Origin of the sequence: Nonomuraea sp. KM90 (assembly GCF_052246675.1) — a bacterium.
GTDB lineage: Bacteria > Actinomycetota > Actinomycetes > Streptosporangiales > Streptosporangiaceae > Nonomuraea.
Genome location: NZ_JBQQCB010000018.1, coordinates 82,700 through 99,753 on the forward strand (window position 1 = coordinate 82,700; position 17,054 = coordinate 99,753).

Here is a 17,054-nt window from a genome sequence, read left to right on the forward strand (position 1 = left end):
GGCGGTGGACCGGGCTGGTGCTGAGCCGCCTCCGCCTCCAAGGTCCCCCTGGGGTGGCTGGCGGCAGCGCGGGGAGAGCGATCAGGTGGGCTGCTCGGTGGGCGGGGGTGGTCAGGGGGCGGGGGTGGTGAGGCGGGTGCGGAGGGTGGTGAGGTCGGAGGGGGTCAGGCCGGCGGCGGTCAGGGTGGTTTCGATGTCCAGGGTTGACAGCAGGGCCAGGACGACCTCCGAGGTGGTGGTTCCGGCGGTGGTCAGGCGGGATTCGACGCGGAGGGCGTTGTCGGGTTGGCCGAGCAGGGCGTAGAGGGGGCGCAGGCGGGCGGCCGAGCGCTCGTAGTCGGCGAGGATGGTGGACGGCGCGACGCCGGCCAGCGCGAGCAGCAGGATGGCGATCAGGCCGGTACGGTCGCGGCCCGCCACGCAGTGCACCAGCACCCCGCCGGGCGGCGCCTGCGCGATGGCGCGCAGGGCGCGGGCGCAGCGGTCCGGCCAGCGTTCCAGGAACGGGCGCAGGTAGAGCGGGGTCCCGTACATCTCGCGGCCGGGGTCGTCGGGGCGGTCCAGGGGCACGTTGACGACGGTCATGCCGGGCGGCCGGTGGCCGGGGGCGGCGTGGTGCTCGCCGGGGGTGCGCAGGTCGATGATCGTGCGTACGCCGTGGGCCGCTGCCGCCGCCCATCCGGCAGGGGTGAGCCGGTCGGGCGTGTCGGAGCGCACCACCGCCCCCCAGCGCGTACGCCGCCCGTCCCCGGCCGGCAGGCCGCCCAGATCGCGTACGTTGTGGCACCCGTCCCACACCAGATCTCGATTCACCCGATCACCGTATCCTTGCCTTCCCTGCCTAGAACATGCTTCTGTTAGGGCATGGCGGAACTCGTGCTCTCGACGCTCGACGACCAGGGTGTGCTCACCCTGACCTTCAACCGGCCCGACACGCTCAATGCCTGGACCGATGCCATGGGACGGCGCTACTTCGACCTGCTGGCGGAGGCCGAGCAGGATCCGAGGGTGCGCGTCGTGGTGGTCACCGGCGCGGGCAAGGGGTTCTGCTCCGGGGCCGACTTCAAGACGCTGACCGCCATCCAGGGCGGTTCGTACGACGAGGTGCCCGATCCGCGCCCCAACACCTTCCCCACGACGATCCGCAAGCCGATCATCGCGGCCGTCAACGGGGCCTGCGCGGGGCTCGGCATGGTGCACGCGCTCGTCTGTGACCTCGTCTTCACGGCCGAGGAGGCCAAGTGGACGACGGCGTTCCCGCGCCGGGGGCTGGTCGCCGAGTACGGGCTCTCCTGGGTGCTGCCGCGCGTCATGGGGCAGCAGCGGGCGATGGACATCCTGCTGTCGGGGCGGGTGTTCACCGGGCGGGAGGCGTACGGGCTGGGGCTGGCCAACCGGGCGGTGCCCGGGGAACGGCTGCTCGACGAGGTGCGCGAGTACGCCCGTGACGTGGCGCTGCACAGCTCGCCGGCCTCGATGGCGGTGATCAAGCGGCAGGTGTGGCACGACTGGGACGCCACGCTGGAGGAGTCGGCCAAGACGGCCACCCAGGAGATGATCGCCTCGTTCGGGCGGCCGGACTTCGCGGAGGGCGTCGCCAGCTTCCTGGAGCGCCGCCCGCCGAACTTCCCGCCCCTCTGACCTCGCGCCGGCCGGAGGTGACTCCTCCGACCCGGCACGTGCGGGTCAGGCCACGCGGCGGGCGCCGGGGGCCGGGGTGGCCGGGAGGAAGCGGGGGGCCTGGAAGCCGCGCTCGGCGTACGCGGCGGAGACCGACTCCTGGACGCTGTCCAGGCGCTCCACCGGCACCAGCGCGATCGCCGAGCCGCCGAACCCGCCGCCCGTCATCCGCGCGCCGCGGGCCCCGCCCCTGATCGACGCCTCCACGGCCACGTCCAGCTCGGGCGACGACACCTCGTACAGGTCCCTCAGTGACAGGTGGGAGGCGTTGAGCAGGGCGCCGATCTCCGTGACGGCACCCGCGCGCAGCAGGCCGACGAGGGCCTCCACGCGGTGGTTCTCCGTGACGACGTGCTCCGTGCGCTTGCGCTCGTCGCCCTTGAGCTGCGCCAGCGCGCCCGCCAGGTCCGTGACGTCGCGCAGGGCGGCGACGCCGAGCTTGCGGGCCGCCGACTCGCACTCGGCGCGGCGCTTGGCGTATTCGCCGCCCGCGTGCTCGTGGTGCACCTGCGTGTCGATGATGAGCATGCTCAGGCCGTGGGCGGCCAGGTCGAGCGGGATGTTGCGGGAGCCGAGCGAGCGGCAGTCGAGGAAGAGCGCGTGCCCCTCCTTGGACAGCGCCGAGGCGGCCTGGTCCATGATGCCGCAGGGCATGCCGACGAAGTCGTTCTCCGCCTTCTGGCTGAGCAGGGCGAGCTCCATGGGCGTCATGCCCAGGTCGTGCACGTCGTTGAGGGCCGAGGCGACGGACACCTCCAGGGCCGCGCTGGAGCTCAGCCCGGCGCCCTGCGGGACGTCGCCGTCGATCGCGATGTCGGCGCCCGAGACGCGGTCGCCGAGCATCTCGAGGACGCCGACCACGTAGCGGGTCCAGCCCTTGGACTCCTCGTGGGTGGCCATGGTGACCGGCTCGCCGGAGGAGGACTGGAGGGACAGCAGGCGGACGGTCCCGTCGGTGCGCGGCGTGAGAGCCGCCGTCACGCCCCACGGCACCGCGAACGGGAGCACGAAGCCGTCGTTGTAGTCGGTGTGCTCACCGATCAGGTTGACCCGGCCCGGCGCATGCCAGACGGTCTGGGGGGACGCGCCGAAGGCGGCACGAAAAGCTTCAACAACGCGCATAATCGAACACTCCTCAACAAAGGCCCGACCGTAGACTAGCGCCATGGAGGAGCTCCTGGTTCCAGGGCTCGGTCAGGTCCGGGTGTTCCTGAAGAACGACGACAACAAACCGCGCAAGCTCAAGTACAACCTGGGCCATTCCCGGCTGCTGACCTTCGGCGGCGCCTACTCCAATCACATCAGGGCGGTGGCCGAGGCCGGGGCGCGGCACGGGATCGAAACCATCGGGGTCATCAGGGGCGAGGAGCACCTGCCGCTGAACCCGATGCTGGCCCGCGCGGTGGCCTGCGGCATGACGATCACCTACCTCGACCGGGCCTCCTACCGGCGCAAGCACACCGAGGAGGTGCTGGCCGGGCTGCGGGCGCGCTGGGGTGAGGACGTGACGATCCTGCCGGAGGGCGGGAGCAACGCGGCGGCCGTGCGGGGCTGCGCGGAGCTGCCGGGAGAGATCGACGCGGACGCGTACGACGTCATCTGCTGTCCGGTCGGGACCGGGGGGACGCTGGCGGGGATCTCGGCGGGGCTGCCGGAGGGGAAGCGGGCGCTCGGGTTCGCGGTGCTGAAGGGGGGTGGGTTCCTGGAGGGGGAGGTGGCCAGGTTGCAGAGGGAGGCGTACCGGCGTACGTGGTCGAACTGGTCGATCAACCTGGACTATCACTTCGGCGGGTACGCCAGGTCGACCCCCGCCTTGGACGGATTTATCGCGAAATATCGGGTCGAGCCGGTCTATGTGGCGAAGATGCTCTACGGGATCGTCGACCTCGCCCGGCAGGGAGCCTTCGCGCCCGGCACCCGCGTCGTCGCCGTGGTCACCGGTCAGCCCTCCACCCCGGTCGCCGTGTGAGCCGCCCCGACCGGCTTCGACTCCGGTGAGCCCCGCTGGCGCAGATAGATCGACAGCACCACCATCGACAGCACGGCCAGCAGCTCCGACTGCCAGTTCTGCAGGCTGCGGTCCCAGAACTCGGGCGAGGTGACGTACGAGCCCCACGAGACCGGGTCGCGCAGGTCACCGAGCCGCTCGGCGTTGTACGCCGCCTGCCCCGCCACCGACTGCGCCAGCCACGACAGCAGGAAGATGGTCCCCATCACCAGCCCGAGCGAGTTGCTGAACAGCCACAGCCTGAACCCCCTGGCCCTGGCCCAGCGCGGGGAGTGGTCGCCGGCGTAGCGGCCGATCTGCTGGTCCTTGTCCGACTCCGCCCCGGCCATGTGCGGCTGCTTGGACTCCGGTGAGCCCTTCTGGACGAGCCAGACGGTGAGCATGATGAACAGGAAGAACTGCAGGTACTCCGACTGCCAGTTCTCCGCCACGTTCACCGCGTACGCGGAGGAGGCCACGTACTGCAGGAGTGAGACGGGCTCGGCCCCCTCGGCCAGCTGCCGGTCGTTGTACTCCATCATCCCGGCCACCGCCTGCCCGCCCACGGCCAGCAGGAACATGATCAGGAAGGCCAGCGCCAGGGAGTTCTCCTTGAGCCACCTCACAGCTTCGACCACCCCAGCGTGTAGAACCCCGCCAGGCCGACCACGATCACCAGCATGGTCAGCGTGAACATCACGCGCATCAGTCATCCACCTCGCAGTCGTACGGGAGGTCGCGAACCGGCTCGCACCCCGCGGCCTTGACCCGCCAGCCGTCGGTGAAGCGGTGCAGGAAGAGCGTGTCGCCGGCCAGCCGTACCTGCGCCTCCTGGCCCCACACGCTCACCTCCGTGACCCGCCCGCCCGGGCCGAGCCGCAGCTCCCGGAGCGCGTCCGCGCAGGTCTGGCCGGGGTCGGGCAGCTTGTCGGCGGTCTTGCGGGCGAGCATCCCGCACGCGGCCTCCTCCTGATGGGCGGAGAGGGCGGCGTGGAAACGCTCGGCCGCCCGCGCGGGCGAGGCCGTGTCCACGGCGCAAGCGCTGACGACCAGGGCCGTCACCAGCACGACGAGCGGCGTTCTCATGGACCTCTGCTACCCACGGAAGGATCAGGCATGCTGGTGCGATGGATAGGACTGACACTCCCGACACATGGGACGAGCGCGCCACACTGCTCACTTTTCACGACTACGCGCGGGCCACGGTGGTGGAGAAGTGCAAGGGGTTGAGCGACGAGGACGCCAGGCGGGCGCCGCTGGCGACGTCACCGCTGATGACCATCTCGGGGCTGGTGAACCACCTGCGGTGGAACGAGCACTACTGGTTCGAGGTGATGTTCCTCGGTGGTGAGGACCGGGGGCCGTGGACCGACGAGGATCCGGATGCCGAGTTCACGGTGGCGTTGGGGAGGTCGCTGGCGGAGGTCGTCGCCGAGTACGAGGCGCAGTGTCAGAAGGTGCGGGGGCTGATCGAGGGGGTTTCTCTGGATGAGCGGTCGAAGGGGGTCGACAGCCGCGGGGGCCATCTGACGCTCAGGTGGGTGATCGGGCACATGACCGAGGAGACCTCCCGGCACAACGGGCACCTGGACATCCTGCGGGAGTTGATCGACGGGGCGACCGGCGCGTAGCGCGTCGCCCGCCGCCCGGCCCTTTCCCGCCGCACTTCGGCCGGGGTCCTTCGGAAGGGAGAAGGGCGGCCGGGCTCCGGCGGAGGGAAACGGCGGTCGGTGCTCGGGTGCTCGGGTGCTCGGGTGCTCGGGTGCTCGGGCGCTTGGGGGCTCGGGCGCTTGGGGGCTCGGGCGGTCGGACGGTCGGGGGCCCGGGTGGGGAGGGAGTCAGGTGAGTTGGTCGAGGACGGGCGAGACGAGGGCGTTGAGCTCGCGGGCCAGGACCGTCACCGCCCGGTGGGCGCTCTGCTCGACCTCCTCGTGCGGGCCCTCCGGCTCCGGGGGCAGGTCGTCGAGCGGGACCGGCGCCTCGACGAGCAGGGTGGCCCGCAGGAACGGGATCCGGGCCAGGTCCTGCTGGGTCGGATCGACGTACTGGCCGAAGGTCTCCTGCCAGCCCAGCCAGCCGCGGTCGCGCCACCACGTCCGCGAGCGCCGCAGCTCCTCCGGCAGCGGCGAGACGACCCGGACGCGCGCGTAGAGCGTGCCGTCCCAGGTGTTGCGGTGGCAGGTCGCCTCCAGGATGCGCCGGTCCCACCGGACGTAGCCGGGGGTCAGCGACGGCGGCGTGGCCAGGCGCCAGGCCGTGCAGGCGAAGCGTACGGGTGCGATGTCGCCCCATTCGAACTCGTCCAGGTTCTTGCGCACGTGTACGGCATAGCGCCCGTCACGGTCCCTGTCGAACTCCTGATCGATCCAGAACGCCTTCGCCATGACCACTACGCTACGGCGCTCCCGTAGTTCCCGGTGGGAGGACAGGAGATCTCGGAATGCGGTGTGACGAGAGTGACACATGTGTAGCTTTTTCACATTGTTGGATGACCTTGGAGTGAGCGATGGCGTCAGAACAGCTCGACGCGGCCATGAACCATTGGAAAGCGGGAGATCTCGATGAGGCCGCGGCGCTGTTCAGGCAGATCGCGGCCACGGGAGACCCGGAAGCGTCCCACCTGCTGGCCGGGTTACTCCAGGAGCAGGGGGACCTGGACGGCGCCGAGGCGGCGCACAGATCGGTGATCCAGTCGGGTGACCCGGTGTTCGGCCAGCGCTCGGCCATCGCCATGGGGATGATGCTGGTCAACGCCGAGGAGTGGGCGGCGGCGCACCGGGTGCTGATGATCGCCTCCGACGGGGCCGACTTCGAGGTGGCCGCGCTCGCGGACACGGCGCTGGTGCTGGTGTTCACGCAGATGGGGGACGCGCCGGGCGCTCAGGCGGCGCTGGAGCGGGCCCGCAGGTGTAACAGCCCCGCCGTGGCCGAGCTGGCCGCGCGGCTGGAACTGCCCGAGTTCCACCAGGACCCGGCCTCGGCGCGTGACCTGTACGACGCGGCGCAGGACGAGGACGACTTCCGGGAGCTGCTGACCTGCGGGGACCCGGAGGTGGTGGCGCAGTCGGCGTTCCGGCTCTACCAGATGTACGCCGAGGCCGAGGAGTTCGGCTCGGCCCGCGAGATGTGCGAGCACGCGATCGCCGTCGGCCACCCCGACCACCACGCCCTGGCGCACAAGCTGCTCGGCGCGGTGCTGGTGGACCTGGGCGAGTACGCCGAGTCCGCCGCCGCCTACCGGGTGGCCGCCGAGGACCCCAGGCCCGACATCCGGCTGCCCTCGCTCGTCGAGCTGGCCAAGGTGACCGCGCAGCTCGGCGACGAGGAGGAGACCAAGACGATCTTCCGCCGGGTGATCGCCAGCGGCCAGCGCGAGTACGTCGTGCAGGCGCAGGCATGCCTGGCCCAGATGCACACCGAGGCCGGCGAGACCGCCGCGGCGCTGGCCGCGCTGCGCGCCGTGCTGGAGGCGGGCGAGGACGAGTGGGCCTCCGTCTGCGTCACCCTGCTCGGCCTGCTTCTCGAACAGCACCCCGAGGTCCACGACGAGATCATGGAGCTGGCCGTGCTGGCGTCCCGGCACGAGGATCCCGACGCCGCGTTCAAGGCCGCGCTGCTCCTGGAGCACGCCGCCAGGCAGCAGCCGCTGGCCGACCCCGTCGAGGAGCAGGCGCTCCAGGACACCGACGACGGCCTGGCCCGCCTGAGGGCCGGAGAGCTGGCCGAGGCCAGGCGGCTGCTGCGCCGGGCCGCCGACTCCGGGGCCGTCGAGCAGTCGCCGCGCGCCATGGTGGCGCTGGCGGAGCTGGAGCTGGGCGAGGGGGACCGGGAGCAGGCCGACGAACTGCTGGCGTACGTGGCCGAGGGCGACGACGTGCTCCAGGGGTTCAACGCGGCCTTCCTGCTGCATCTGCTGCGCGAGTCGGGCGCGGAGCCGCACCCCGTGCTGGGCGCGATGCTCGACCACCAGCGGCTGGGCAGGGAGGAGGGCCTGCTCCGGTACCGCGATGCCATGGACCACCCCGACCCGGCCGTCTCGGCCATCGGCACCGCCGTGTTCGCGCAGGTGCTGGCCTCGATCGGGTACGACCTGTCGGACGCGGCCGGGATGTTCCGCACGGCCGCGGAGTCCGGGGATCCGCTGGCGCTGTCGTACACGGCGGTGATCTGCAGGGACGTGCTGACGGGCACGGACGAGGCGGTCGAGCTGCTGCGCCGGGCCAGCGCGGACGGGCATCCGGCGCTGGCGCCGTGGGTGGCGTACCTGCTGGGCGGGCTCGTCGCGGAGAGCGCGCCGGGGGAGGCGCGGGCCGCGTACGAGTCGGTGCTCGGGACCGGGCACAAGGGGCTGCGGATCGAGGCCGCCGCGGACCTGGTGGCGCTGTACGAGAGGCAGGGCGACCTGCTGGCGGCGTGCCGCCTGCACGAGCGGCTGATCGCCGAGGGGGAGCGGGCGCGGGCCGCGCTGCCGCTGGGGTTCACCAGGGTCAGGCTCGACGACATGGAGGGCGCGCGGGCCGCGTTCGCCCTGGCCGACGACGAGGTCGGGGCGTTCGGCAGGCTGCTGCTCGACCGGGACTTCGCGGCGGCGGCGCGGGCGTTGCCCGAGGGGGACGCGTACGCGATGGCCGTCGCGCTGGCCATGGAGTGCGCGCACGCCTGGCAGCGCACCCGCGAGACGGCCGCCGCCGACGCGGCGCTCTCGCTGGTCGCCGCGGCCGGGCGGCCGGAGGACCGGCAGCGGGCCGGCTGTTTCCTCGGTGCCCTGCGCGGTGACGCGGGCGACCGGCGCGGGGCCGTGGCGGCGTTCATGGGGGCGCTGGGGGAGGACGGCCACCTGAACGGCGTGGCGCTCCGCTCCGCCGGCCAGATCCTGCGCGAGCTCGGGGAGCATGCCGAGGCGGTGGAGGTGCTCTCCCGGGCGCTCTCCCAGACGCACTCTCAGGCGCGCTCCCCGGAGAACTCCGAGGTGCTCGCCCGAGTGCCGGACGCCGATGACGAGCTGCTGACGATGCTCGGCGAGTCGCTGGTCGCCTGCGGGCGGGCCGAGGAGGCCCGGGAGTGGCTGGCCGCCTCCGCGACGTTCGGGGCGGACGAGGTGACGTTGCGGCTTGCCGGTTGGCTGCATGAGCACGGTGACACCGAGGGCGCGCTCGCGGCCATGACGGCGGCGCCGCCCGCGGTGACGGGGGAGTCCGAGCGCCTGCTCGGCACGCTGCTGGCCGGGACCGGGGAGCTGGAGGCGGCGAAGGCGGCGTTCGAGCGGGCGGCGGCCATCGATCCCGCCTCGGAGCCGGAGACCATGCTGGCCGCGGGACGATGCCTGACGGTGGCCGGTGACGCCGAGGCCGCCCGCTTCGCGCTGGAACGGGCCGCGGCGCGGGAGGGCGACGCGCACTCCTCCGCCGTGGCCCGCCACCTGCTCGGCCGGGCCACCGAGGAGGAGCTGCCCTGGGTGCTGGCGGCGGAGGGCGACCGGGAGGGCGCGCTGGCCGCGCTGACCGGGCGCACGGGGTCGGCGCTGGTGGCCGCCGTGCTGCTCGCCCTCGACGCCGACGACCTGCCGGGCCTGCGCCGCGCCCTGTCCGCGCCCGAATCCGCACCCGCACCCGCATCCGCGCCCGAAGCCGCCGCCGAGGACAGGGAGCGGGCGTTGCGGGAGGTGGTGGTCAGGGCGCGGCAGCTGGAGGGCGGCGCGGCCGAGCCGCTCCTCCGGATCGTCGCCGAGCTGGGCGAGCCCGGGATCGCGGCCGAGGCCCGGGTCGAGCTGGGCGCGGTCCTGTCCAACGAGGGCGACCACTCCCGCGCCGAGCTGTGTCTCCTCCCCGCCACCGAGGTGCCGGGGACGGCCGGGACGGCCTGGCACTACCTCGCCGTCGTACGCCACCGCCGCGGCGACCTCGACGGCGCGATCGAGGCGGCCACCGCCGCCCTGCCCGCCACCGCGGCCCTCGCCGCCGAGCTGCTGGCGGAGCGCGGCGACACCGCCGGGGTACGGCGGGTGCTGGCCGGGGGCGCCGCGGCCGGCGACCTCGAATGCGTCCGCCGCCTGCTGGTCCACCTGCTCCAGGAGGAGGACCACGACGCCGTGGCGGCGGAGGCCGAGCGCGCCGTGGCGACCGGCGACCCCGAGACCGTGGCCATGGCGTACTGGACGTGGGGCGACGCCTGCAAGGCCAGGGGCGACCTGGAGCAGGCGGCCCTGCTGTACGGCCGGGGCGTCGACACCGGCTTCCCCGGCACCACGCCCAGCATGCGGGTGGACCTGGCCAGGGCCCTGCGGGAGCGGGGCGACACGGAGGAGGCCGGTCGGGAGGTGCGGCTGGCCGTCGAGTCCGGCGACCGCGACGGCGTGGCCAGGGGCGGCGTGCAGCTCGGCGTCTGGCTGCACGAGGAGGGCGACCAGCTCGGCGCCGCCCGGGCGTTCGCCGCGGCGGCCGGCACCGGCACCGACCTCGCGCGTACCGCTCTGAGCAACCTCGAAGCCCTCGCCTACCAGGCGTGCCGGCGCGGCGAGCACGACGTGGCCGTCGAGGTGCTGGAGCTGATGGGCCCGCGGGCCGCCGAGCAGGCCCGGGAGCTGGGCGACCTGTGCGAGGACCCGGCGGCCGTGCGGCGCTACCACGAGCTGGCCGGTCCCGGCCCGTTCACCGACCTGCGGGTGGCCGAGCGGCTGGAGAGCCTGGGCGAGACGGCGCAGGCCCGCGCGATCTACGAGCGGCTGAACGAGCACGAGAACGCCGACGTACGGTTCGTGGCCGGCGGCAGGCTGCTGTCGCTGCTCGACGCCGAGGGCGACTCCGAGGCCTTCTACAACCTGGCGGAGCGGCAGGCCGGGGACGCCGACAGCCCCGTGCAGGGCGTCTTCGGCAGCCTGCTCGGCATGCTGCAGGGCCGCCAGGGCGACACCGAGGCGTCGCTGCGCACGCTGCGGGCGGCGGCCGGGAGCGGGGAGCCGACCGCGCTGAGCGTGTTCGCGCAGGCGCTGGTGGGCGCGGGCGAGGTGGGGGAAGGGCGGCAGGTCTACCTGCGGGTGCTGGACGCGGGTGACGACGACCTCGCGGTACGGGCCATGATCGCGATCGGGCAGACGTACCACGACGAGGACGAGGAACGGGCGAGCGGGTGGTACCGCCGGGCCGTCGAGGAGGGCGCGGGGCACGCCGGCGCGCTGGCCGCGATGTACCTGGGCGCGCTGGCCAAGCGGCGGCGGGACTACCCGGAGGCGCTCACCTGGTACCAGCGGGTCATCGACGCGGGCGACTCCGAGTCGGGGATGGCGGCGGCGCACCTCGGCGAGCTCTGCTACTGGCTGGGGGACCGCGACGGGGCGCTGCGCTACTACGAGCTGACGCTGGGGCTGAGCGAGCAGCCGGAGCTGGTGGCCGAGGCCGCCTGCCGGCTCGGCGAGATCCGGTACGAGCGCGGCGACCTGGAGCTGGCCCGCCGCCTGCTGGTCACGGCCGTCGAGACCGCGGACCCCTCGTTCGCTCCCGAGGCGGAGGCGTTGCTGGGCAAACTCCGGTGAACTTGCCATTAATTAAATGACCAAATAGTCTCATCCAGTCAAACAAATGGGGTGGGACTATGGCCAGGGCAGGACGTCCACCGCAGGATCCGGCGCGCCAGCTCGAGCGGGCGCACCGGATCCTCGACGCCGTCGCCGAGCTGGTGCTGCGCTGGGGCTACGACAAGACCACGATCGACGACGTGGCCAGACGGGCCGGCGTCGCCAAGGGCACCATCTACCTGCACTGGAAGACACGCGACGAGATGTTCGCCGCGCTGCTGCGCCGCGAGCGGGTGCTCATGATGGCCGCGGTGCGCGAGCGCGAGCCCGCCACGCTGAGCGAGCTGTTCGGGGAATACGCCCGGGCGCTGCTGGGGCGGCCCCTGCTCCGGGCCGTGCTGTCCGCGGACTCCGAGATCCTCGGCAAGCTCAGCCGCCGCAAGAAGGAGGGCACGAGCCAGTTCCAGCTCGGCGAGTCCTTCGACACGTACGTGGCCGAGCTGGTCAAGCACGGCGCGGTGCGGGACGATCCGGACGACTACCTGATGGTGGTCAGCTCGATCGTCTACGGGTACCTGTTCCTGCCGGACGGCCTGCCCTCGGGAGCCAAGCCGTCCGACGACCGGATCGCGGACCTGGTGGCCGTCACCATCGAGCGGACCCTGAGCACCGGCCGCCCGCTGCCCGCCGCCGACGCCGAGGCCGTCGCGCGGGCGACTCTCGACTTTCTCGACACCACAGTGGAGATCGCCCAGCGGAAGCTGGCGCTCTCGTTGGAGGGCAAATGAGGGCCGTTCTTCCTCTCGACGACGCCGCGGCCGACCTCGCCACCGCCGGCGGCAAGGGTGCGTCCCTGGCCCGGCTGACCAGGGCCGGGCTGCCCGTTCCCGGCGGCTTCCACGTCACGACGGAGGCGTACCGGGCGTTCGTGGCCGGGTTCCGGGAGGAGATCCTGCGGGCGGCCGCCGCCGATCCCGGGGCGATCCCGGCGCTGTTCGCCGCCCATGACATGCCGGGCGAGATCGCCGCGGAGATCCTGCGGGCGTACGAGGGGCTCGGCGACGACGTGCCCGTGGCCGTACGCTCTTCCGCCACCGCCGAGGACCTGCCCGGCATGTCGTTCGCCGGGCAGCAGGACACCTACCTCAACATCCGCGGCGACGCCCTGCTCGACGCGGTGAGGCGCTGCTGGGCCTCGTTGTGGAACGCGCGCGCGATCGCCTACCGCGACCAGAACGGCGTGCCGCACGAGGACGTGGCGCTGGCCGTGGTGGTCCAGGAGCTGGTGGACGCCGACGCGGCCGGCGTCATGTTCACCGCCGACCCGGTCACCGGCGCCCGCGACGCCACCGTCATCAACGCCTCCTGGGGGCTCGGCGAGGCGGTCGTCGGCGGGCAGGTCACCCCGGACGCGATCGTCGTGACCGGTGGCGCGGTCACCGAGTCGCGCACCGGCGACAAGAAGGTCATGACCGTGCGCACCGCCGCGGGCACCGAGGAGCGCCCGGTCCCCGAGGAGCTGCGCGGCGCGCCCGTGCTCGACGACGCCCAGGCACTGGAGCTGGCCGGGCTCGGCGCGCGCATCCAGGACCTGTACGGCACCCCGATGGACGTGGAGTGGACCCGGCGCGGCGGCACGTTCGCCATCGTGCAGGCCCGCCCGATCACCGGGCTCAAGGCGCCGCTGGAGGAGTGGAACGACAGCCTCAAGGGCGACTACCTGTGGACCGCCGGCAACCTGGGCGAGGCCATCCCCGACGTGATGACGCCGATCACGTGGTCGTTCGTGCGCCTGTTCATCAGGGAGGCCATGTCCTCCTCGGCGCTGCCGGGCTTCGACCTGGTGGGCAACATCGGCGGCCGCTTCTACATGAACCTGAGCGTCGTCCACTCCGTCGCCCGCGCCCTGGGCATGAGCGGCCGGCTCGGCGCGGTCGAGCAGGTCTTCGGCAAGGTGCCGCCCGGCCTGGACGTGCCGATGGTACGGGTGTCGCGCTGGGGCATCATCAAGCGCGTGCTGCCCATGGCCGTGCACCTCCAGCGCCGCGTGCGGGCGAACCTCAAGGCCATGCCCGCCTTCCTGGTCACCTCCCAGCAGCGGTGCGAGGAGCTGCGCGAGCGCGTGGCCGCCACCGGATCGGGCCCCGAGCTGGCCGGCCTCTGGGAGCGGGAGATCCGCCCGCACATGGTCACCTCCTGCCGCATGCTGGAGGCCGCCGGGCGCCAGGGCGGCTCCACGCTGGTCTACACGCGTGACCGGCTGCGCAAGATGATGGGCGAGGTGGACGCCGAGGCCATGCTCACCGGCGTCAACATCGACGGCGAGCTGGCCAGCATGGGGCCGGTGATGGGCCTGTCCAGGCTGGTGCGCGGGGAGATCACCAGGGACGAGTTCGCCCGCACGTACGGGCATCGCGGCCCCCACGAGTTCGAGGTGTCGATCCCCCGGCCCGGCGAGGACCCCGCGCGGATCGAGGCCCTGATCGAGGGCCTGCGCGGCATGAAGGACGACACCGAGGCGCTGCTGGAGCGGCAGCGCGAGGCCAGGGAGCGGGCCTGGGCCCGCTTCGCGCAGCGTTACCCGGGCAAGGAGGCCAAGATGCGGGCCCGGGTCCAGCGCTGGAACGCGGTCGTGCGCGACCGGGAGTCCGCGCGGTCGGAGAACATGCGGGCGTTCTGGGTGCTGCGGGCCTTCACCGTACGCGCGGGGGAGCTGACCGGGATCGGCGACGACGTGTTCTCCCTCTACCTGGACGAGCTGCTCGCCCTGCTGCGCGGCGACCGGTCCGTGCTGGAGCGGGTGCCGGCCCGGCGCGCCACCTACGAGCGGTACGCCGCCCTGCCGCCCTACCCGGTGCTGATCGTGGGCCACTTCGACCCCGTGCGCTGGGCGGCCGACCCCGCGCGGCGGGCCGACGTCTATGACGCGCGCGGCGCCTCCGTGCCGGTGAGCGAGACCGTGACCGGCTTCCCCGGCGCGCCCGGCGTGGTGGAGGGCATCGCCCGGGTCATCTCGGGGCCCGAGGACGGTGATCGGCTCAAGCCCGGCGAGATCCTCGTGACGACGCTGACGAACGTGGGCTGGACGCCGATGTTCCCGCGCGCGGCCGCCGTGGTGACCGACATGGGCGCGCCCCTGTCGCACGCCTCGATCGTGGCCCGCGAACTGGGCATCCCCGCCGTGGTCGGCACCGGCAACGCCACCATGCGGCTGCGCGACGGCGACCGGATCAGGGTGGACGGCGAGCGGGGCACGGTCGAGTTGCTGGCGTGAAAAGTCTGCGCCAAGTCGGCCCTCCCGCCGGCCGGTGTGTGATCACTCTGATGACCATGATCGAACAGTGGATTCTCGAAGACGAACGCGAGCTGGAGGCACGCTGCGCCCGGTTCAGGAACGCCGTCGCGGCACTGGACCGCAGGGACGGCGAGCAGGACCCGGACGGCCGGCGACCCGATGACCAGGAGCCTGCGGCGTAACCGCCTCAACGAGGCGTTGGGGAAGCGCGTCGAGGGCTGATGAGGTGGTGGCCGCCCGGGCTGAGCGAGTTGACGAACAGGCGGCCGCCACCGGGCAGGGCGGCCAGCCGGAAGATGAGGTCGCGGGCGACGATGCGCCAGCGGTTCGAGGGGGCCATCCACCGTACGAAGCGCCGCCCGAACCGCTGCACCTCGGCGATCGCCGGCGCCATCCGCCCCTGGTAGCGGGCCAGGGCGCCGGGCAGGTCGCCGCCCGCGGAGAGCTCGTCGGCCAGCACCCACGCCCCCGCCATGGCCATGGACGCCCCGTGGCCGGCGAACAGCGACACCGCCTGGCACGCGTCGCCCACCAGCACGATCCGGCCCCGGTGCCAGCGCTCCATCTCCACCTGCGTCACCAGGTCGTGGTAGAGCTCGGGCGGGCCGGGGCAGCGCGCCAGCACCTCGGGCAGGATCCAGCCGCGCCCGCCGAAGTGGCGGCGCAGGTCGGCCGCGGGGTCGGCGGGCAGGGCCGGGTCGGGCTCGCGGCGCAGGAACAGCAGGGCGAGGCGGTCGTCGCGCAGGGCGTACGCGCCGGCCATCAGGCCGGGCTCGGTGAGCATCTGGTAGCGGGTGCCGACGCGGCGGCTCAGCTTCGCGTCCGCCAGGATGTACGCCGCCACCTGGTGACCGAGGTAGCGCGGCGTCACGTCGCCGAACGCCAGCTCGCGCACCCGGGAGCGGGCGCCGTCCGCGCCCACGAGCAGGTCGACCCGGCGGATGGTGCCGTCGGTGAGCCGGACCGACACCCCGGCGGTGTCCTGCTCGGCGGCCTCGACGGTGGTGCCGTACGTGGTCGGGGCGCGTACGTCCTCGGCGACGGCCCGCGCCAGGTCGGCGCGGAGCAGGCTGATCACCCCTTCCATGCCGGTGGTCAGGGACAGGCGGCTGCTCTGCCTTCCGTCGCGGTCGACGTAGCTGAGCTCGTTGACCGGGTAGCGGGACCGTAGCAGCCGGGACCGCAGCCCCATCCGCTCGGCCACCTCGTGGCCGGGACCGTAGAAGTCGATCATGTAGCCGCCGTCGCGGAACGCCGGCGCCCGCTCCACCAGCTCCACCTCCCAGCCGGCCCGCTCGAGATGCCAGGCCAGCGTCAGCCCGGCGATGCCGGCGCCGCAGATCAGAGCCTTCATGATTCTCTCCTCCTCCTGATGTCCTCCGCCGGTGGCGCCGAGGGCGGCGCGGGCTCGGCCGGGCCCAGGCCGAACATGGCGCGCAGGGGGGCGGCCAGGGAGGCGGGGTCGAGGCCCGGGTCGAGGGCGCGGTGCATCATGATCCCGTCGATCGAGGCCGCCAGCATCGCGGCCGCCGCGACCGCGTCGCCCTGGTAGCCGCGCTCGGCCAGCCAGGACGCCACGGCGGAGCGGAACCGGCCGATCTGGTCGCCGAGCCGCTCGCGCAGGTCCGGCAGCCGGGTGGCGGCCAGGAACATCTCCACCACCACCAGCGAGGCCGGGTCCGTGCCGCTGTAGCGCGACAGCTCGCCCAGCAGCCAGTCCACCCCCTCGCCGATGCCCGGCTGCCCGGACAGCTCCGCGGCCATCGAGTCGAGCAGGCTCCCGGTGAAGCCGAGCCCGGCCGCCACCAGCAGGTCCGTGACCGAGGCGAAGTGGTAGTGCACGACGCCGGGCGCCACCCCGGCCCGCTCGGCGACGAGCCTGGTCGTGACGCCACCCCAGCCGACCTCGGGCACGAGGGCGACGGCCGCGTCGAGCAGCTGCCGGCGGGTGGCCTTGCCGCGGTCCGCGGACTTCGGTGCCATGAACACCTCTTGGGCAATTGACTTGGGCAGTTGTCCAAATAGTACACGTGAAAGTCTGAAGCAGCTACTTGACGATAAAGAGCAAGTACTTGATGATTGGCGTCAAGCAGCAGTGACCTGGAGGGACATCGTGGAGACCAGGACACAGACGCACGCGGATCTTGCCGAAGATCTGAAGCGCATCGTCGCCGCCCGGCTGCTCGACCCGCTCGACATCCTGTTCGGAGCGGGTGAGGAGCTGCACGAGCGGCTCGGGCAGCAGGCGGAGGAGTGGGCGCGGACGTTGCTCGGCGAGGACGACCGGGCGGCCGCGTACACCGCGATCCGCCTGGTGAGCGCGCTCTGCCCGGGCGACGCGGCGTTCGATCCGCCGGTCGCCTGGTGGGCCACTCCGTTCGGGCGGGCCGTCTTCCGCCGGGCCGGCCATCCCGCCGCGTCGGCGGTGCCGTTCCCGGTGGCGGCGGCCGTGCTCGGCATCACCCGCCAGGGCGTCCACGACCTGACCGTACGCGGCAAGCTCCAGCGCGATCCCGGTGGCGGCGTCACCGTCGACTCCGTACGTGCCCGCCTCGCCACCCGCACCTGACGAAGGGGATTCA

At 73.1% G+C, this 17,054-nt stretch carries 15 protein-coding genes; 8 read left to right on the plus strand and 7 right to left on the minus strand.

Annotated features, from left to right (window positions below; genetic code table 11):
* Nucleotides 1–111: 111 nt before the first annotated feature.
* Nucleotides 112–813, minus strand: coding sequence for a tyrosine-protein phosphatase (locus ACTWPW_RS21105; RefSeq protein WP_443169672.1), 702 nt, complete (start codon nucleotides 811–813; stop codon nucleotides 112–114).
* A 51-nt stretch (nucleotides 814–864) separates the two neighbouring features.
* Here ACTWPW_RS21105 and ACTWPW_RS21110 point away from each other — a divergent pair, with 51 nt between their 5' ends.
* A complete protein-coding gene (locus tag ACTWPW_RS21110) occupies nucleotides 865–1,641 on the plus strand; it encodes an enoyl-CoA hydratase-related protein (RefSeq protein WP_443169673.1) in 777 nt (258 codons plus the stop codon).
* Between the two features lie 45 nt (nucleotides 1,642–1,686).
* Here the strand turns inward: ACTWPW_RS21110 and galK are convergent, their stop codons facing one another.
* Nucleotides 1,687–2,802 (minus strand): galactokinase, encoded by a 1,116-nt coding sequence (gene galK / locus ACTWPW_RS21115; protein WP_443169674.1) that lies wholly within the window; start codon nucleotides 2,800–2,802, stop codon nucleotides 1,687–1,689.
* Between the two features lie 43 nt (nucleotides 2,803–2,845).
* On the opposite strand from galK, the gene ACTWPW_RS21120 reads away from it, so the two are divergent.
* Complete coding sequence (locus ACTWPW_RS21120; RefSeq protein ID WP_443169675.1) at nucleotides 2,846–3,649, plus strand: 1-aminocyclopropane-1-carboxylate deaminase/D-cysteine desulfhydrase; 804 nt, start codon at nucleotides 2,846–2,848, stop codon at nucleotides 3,647–3,649.
* Here ACTWPW_RS21120 and ACTWPW_RS21125 read toward each other — a convergent pair.
* Together ACTWPW_RS21125 and ACTWPW_RS21130 are read right to left on the minus strand one after the other, a co-directional pair.
* A complete protein-coding gene (locus ACTWPW_RS21125; RefSeq protein WP_375111823.1) occupies nucleotides 3,622–4,293 on the minus strand; it encodes a DUF6766 family protein in 672 nt (223 codons plus the stop codon). The two genes, ACTWPW_RS21120 and ACTWPW_RS21125, sit on opposite strands and share 28 nt — an antisense overlap.
* Nucleotides 4,294–4,372: 79 nt before the next feature.
* Nucleotides 4,373–4,753: a hypothetical protein gene (locus ACTWPW_RS21130; protein WP_375111822.1), complete on the minus strand. Its 381-nt coding sequence runs from the start codon at nucleotides 4,751–4,753 to the stop codon at nucleotides 4,373–4,375.
* 41 nt (nucleotides 4,754–4,794) lie between these two features.
* Here ACTWPW_RS21130 and ACTWPW_RS21135 point away from each other — a divergent pair, with 41 nt between their 5' ends.
* The gene (locus tag ACTWPW_RS21135) at nucleotides 4,795–5,298 is read left to right on the plus strand and encodes a DinB family protein (RefSeq protein WP_443169676.1); all 504 of its coding nucleotides are present in this window, start codon (nucleotides 4,795–4,797) and stop codon (nucleotides 5,296–5,298) included.
* A 207-nt stretch (nucleotides 5,299–5,505) separates the two neighbouring features.
* On the opposite strand, the gene ACTWPW_RS21140 is transcribed toward ACTWPW_RS21135, so the two are convergent.
* A complete protein-coding gene (locus ACTWPW_RS21140; protein WP_364134213.1) occupies nucleotides 5,506–6,051 on the minus strand; it encodes a hypothetical protein in 546 nt (181 codons plus the stop codon).
* A gap of 122 nt (nucleotides 6,052–6,173) precedes the next feature.
* Here ACTWPW_RS21140 and ACTWPW_RS21145 point away from each other — a divergent pair, with 122 nt between their 5' ends.
* Genes ACTWPW_RS21145 through ACTWPW_RS21160 form a run of 4 tightly spaced genes read left to right on the plus strand, consistent with a single transcriptional unit; the run spans nucleotide 6,174 to nucleotide 14,654 of the window.
* The gene (locus ACTWPW_RS21145) at nucleotides 6,174–11,195 is read left to right on the plus strand and encodes a hypothetical protein (protein ID WP_443169677.1); all 5,022 of its coding nucleotides are present in this window, start codon (nucleotides 6,174–6,176) and stop codon (nucleotides 11,193–11,195) included.
* Nucleotides 11,196–11,254: 59 nt separating this feature from the next.
* Entirely contained in the window at nucleotides 11,255–11,965 is a 711-nt protein-coding gene (locus ACTWPW_RS21150) for a TetR/AcrR family transcriptional regulator (RefSeq protein ID WP_443169678.1), read from the plus strand.
* Complete coding sequence (locus tag ACTWPW_RS21155; RefSeq protein WP_443169679.1) at nucleotides 11,962–14,451, plus strand: PEP/pyruvate-binding domain-containing protein; 2,490 nt, start codon at nucleotides 11,962–11,964, stop codon at nucleotides 14,449–14,451. The genes ACTWPW_RS21150 and ACTWPW_RS21155 overlap by 4 nt, the downstream gene beginning before the upstream one ends.
* A gap of 50 nt (nucleotides 14,452–14,501) precedes the next feature.
* Entirely contained in the window at nucleotides 14,502–14,654 is a 153-nt protein-coding gene (locus tag ACTWPW_RS21160) for a hypothetical protein (RefSeq protein WP_375111816.1), read from the plus strand.
* Nucleotides 14,655–14,659: 5 nt separating this feature from the next.
* Here ACTWPW_RS21160 and ACTWPW_RS21165 read toward each other — a convergent pair whose 3' ends face one another.
* Both ACTWPW_RS21165 and ACTWPW_RS21170 read right to left on the minus strand, forming a co-directional pair.
* Nucleotides 14,660–15,826, minus strand: a complete 1,167-nt coding sequence (locus ACTWPW_RS21165) for an FAD-dependent oxidoreductase (protein ID WP_443169680.1) — start codon at nucleotides 15,824–15,826, stop codon at nucleotides 14,660–14,662.
* Complete coding sequence (locus ACTWPW_RS21170) at nucleotides 15,823–16,455, minus strand: TetR/AcrR family transcriptional regulator (RefSeq protein WP_443169681.1); 633 nt, start codon at nucleotides 16,453–16,455, stop codon at nucleotides 15,823–15,825. The genes ACTWPW_RS21165 and ACTWPW_RS21170 overlap by 4 nt, the downstream gene beginning before the upstream one ends.
* Before the next feature lie 112 nt (nucleotides 16,456–16,567).
* Here ACTWPW_RS21170 and ACTWPW_RS21175 point away from each other — a divergent pair, with 112 nt between their 5' ends.
* On the plus strand, nucleotides 16,568–17,041 hold the full coding sequence (locus ACTWPW_RS21175) for a hypothetical protein (protein WP_443169682.1): 474 nt from the start codon (nucleotides 16,568–16,570) through the stop codon (nucleotides 17,039–17,041).
* Nucleotides 17,042–17,054: the final 13 nt, after the last annotated feature.

Bases quoted from the DNA above. Each gene is read 5' to 3' on its own strand.
- ACTWPW_RS21110 (WP_443169673.1), top strand. From the start codon at position 865: ATGGCGGAACTCGTGCTCTCGACGCTCGACGACCAGGGTGTGCTCACC.
- galK (WP_443169674.1), bottom strand. From the start codon at position 2,802: ATGCGCGTTGTTGAAGCTTTTCGTGCCGCCTTCGGCGCGTCCCCCCAG.
- ACTWPW_RS21120 (WP_443169675.1), top strand. From the start codon at position 2,846: ATGGAGGAGCTCCTGGTTCCAGGGCTCGGTCAGGTCCGGGTGTTCCTG.
- ACTWPW_RS21130 (WP_375111822.1), bottom strand. From the start codon at position 4,753: ATGAGAACGCCGCTCGTCGTGCTGGTGACGGCCCTGGTCGTCAGCGCT.
- ACTWPW_RS21135 (WP_443169676.1), top strand. From the start codon at position 4,795: ATGGATAGGACTGACACTCCCGACACATGGGACGAGCGCGCCACACTG.
- ACTWPW_RS21140 (WP_364134213.1), bottom strand. From the start codon at position 6,051: ATGGCGAAGGCGTTCTGGATCGATCAGGAGTTCGACAGGGACCGTGAC.
- ACTWPW_RS21145 (WP_443169677.1), top strand. From the start codon at position 6,174: ATGGCGTCAGAACAGCTCGACGCGGCCATGAACCATTGGAAAGCGGGA.
- ACTWPW_RS21150 (WP_443169678.1), top strand. From the start codon at position 11,255: ATGGCCAGGGCAGGACGTCCACCGCAGGATCCGGCGCGCCAGCTCGAG.
- ACTWPW_RS21155 (WP_443169679.1), top strand. From the start codon at position 11,962: ATGAGGGCCGTTCTTCCTCTCGACGACGCCGCGGCCGACCTCGCCACC.
- ACTWPW_RS21160 (WP_375111816.1), top strand. From the start codon at position 14,502: ATGACCATGATCGAACAGTGGATTCTCGAAGACGAACGCGAGCTGGAG.
- ACTWPW_RS21165 (WP_443169680.1), bottom strand. From the start codon at position 15,826: ATGAAGGCTCTGATCTGCGGCGCCGGCATCGCCGGGCTGACGCTGGCC.
- ACTWPW_RS21170 (WP_443169681.1), bottom strand. From the start codon at position 16,455: ATGGCACCGAAGTCCGCGGACCGCGGCAAGGCCACCCGCCGGCAGCTG.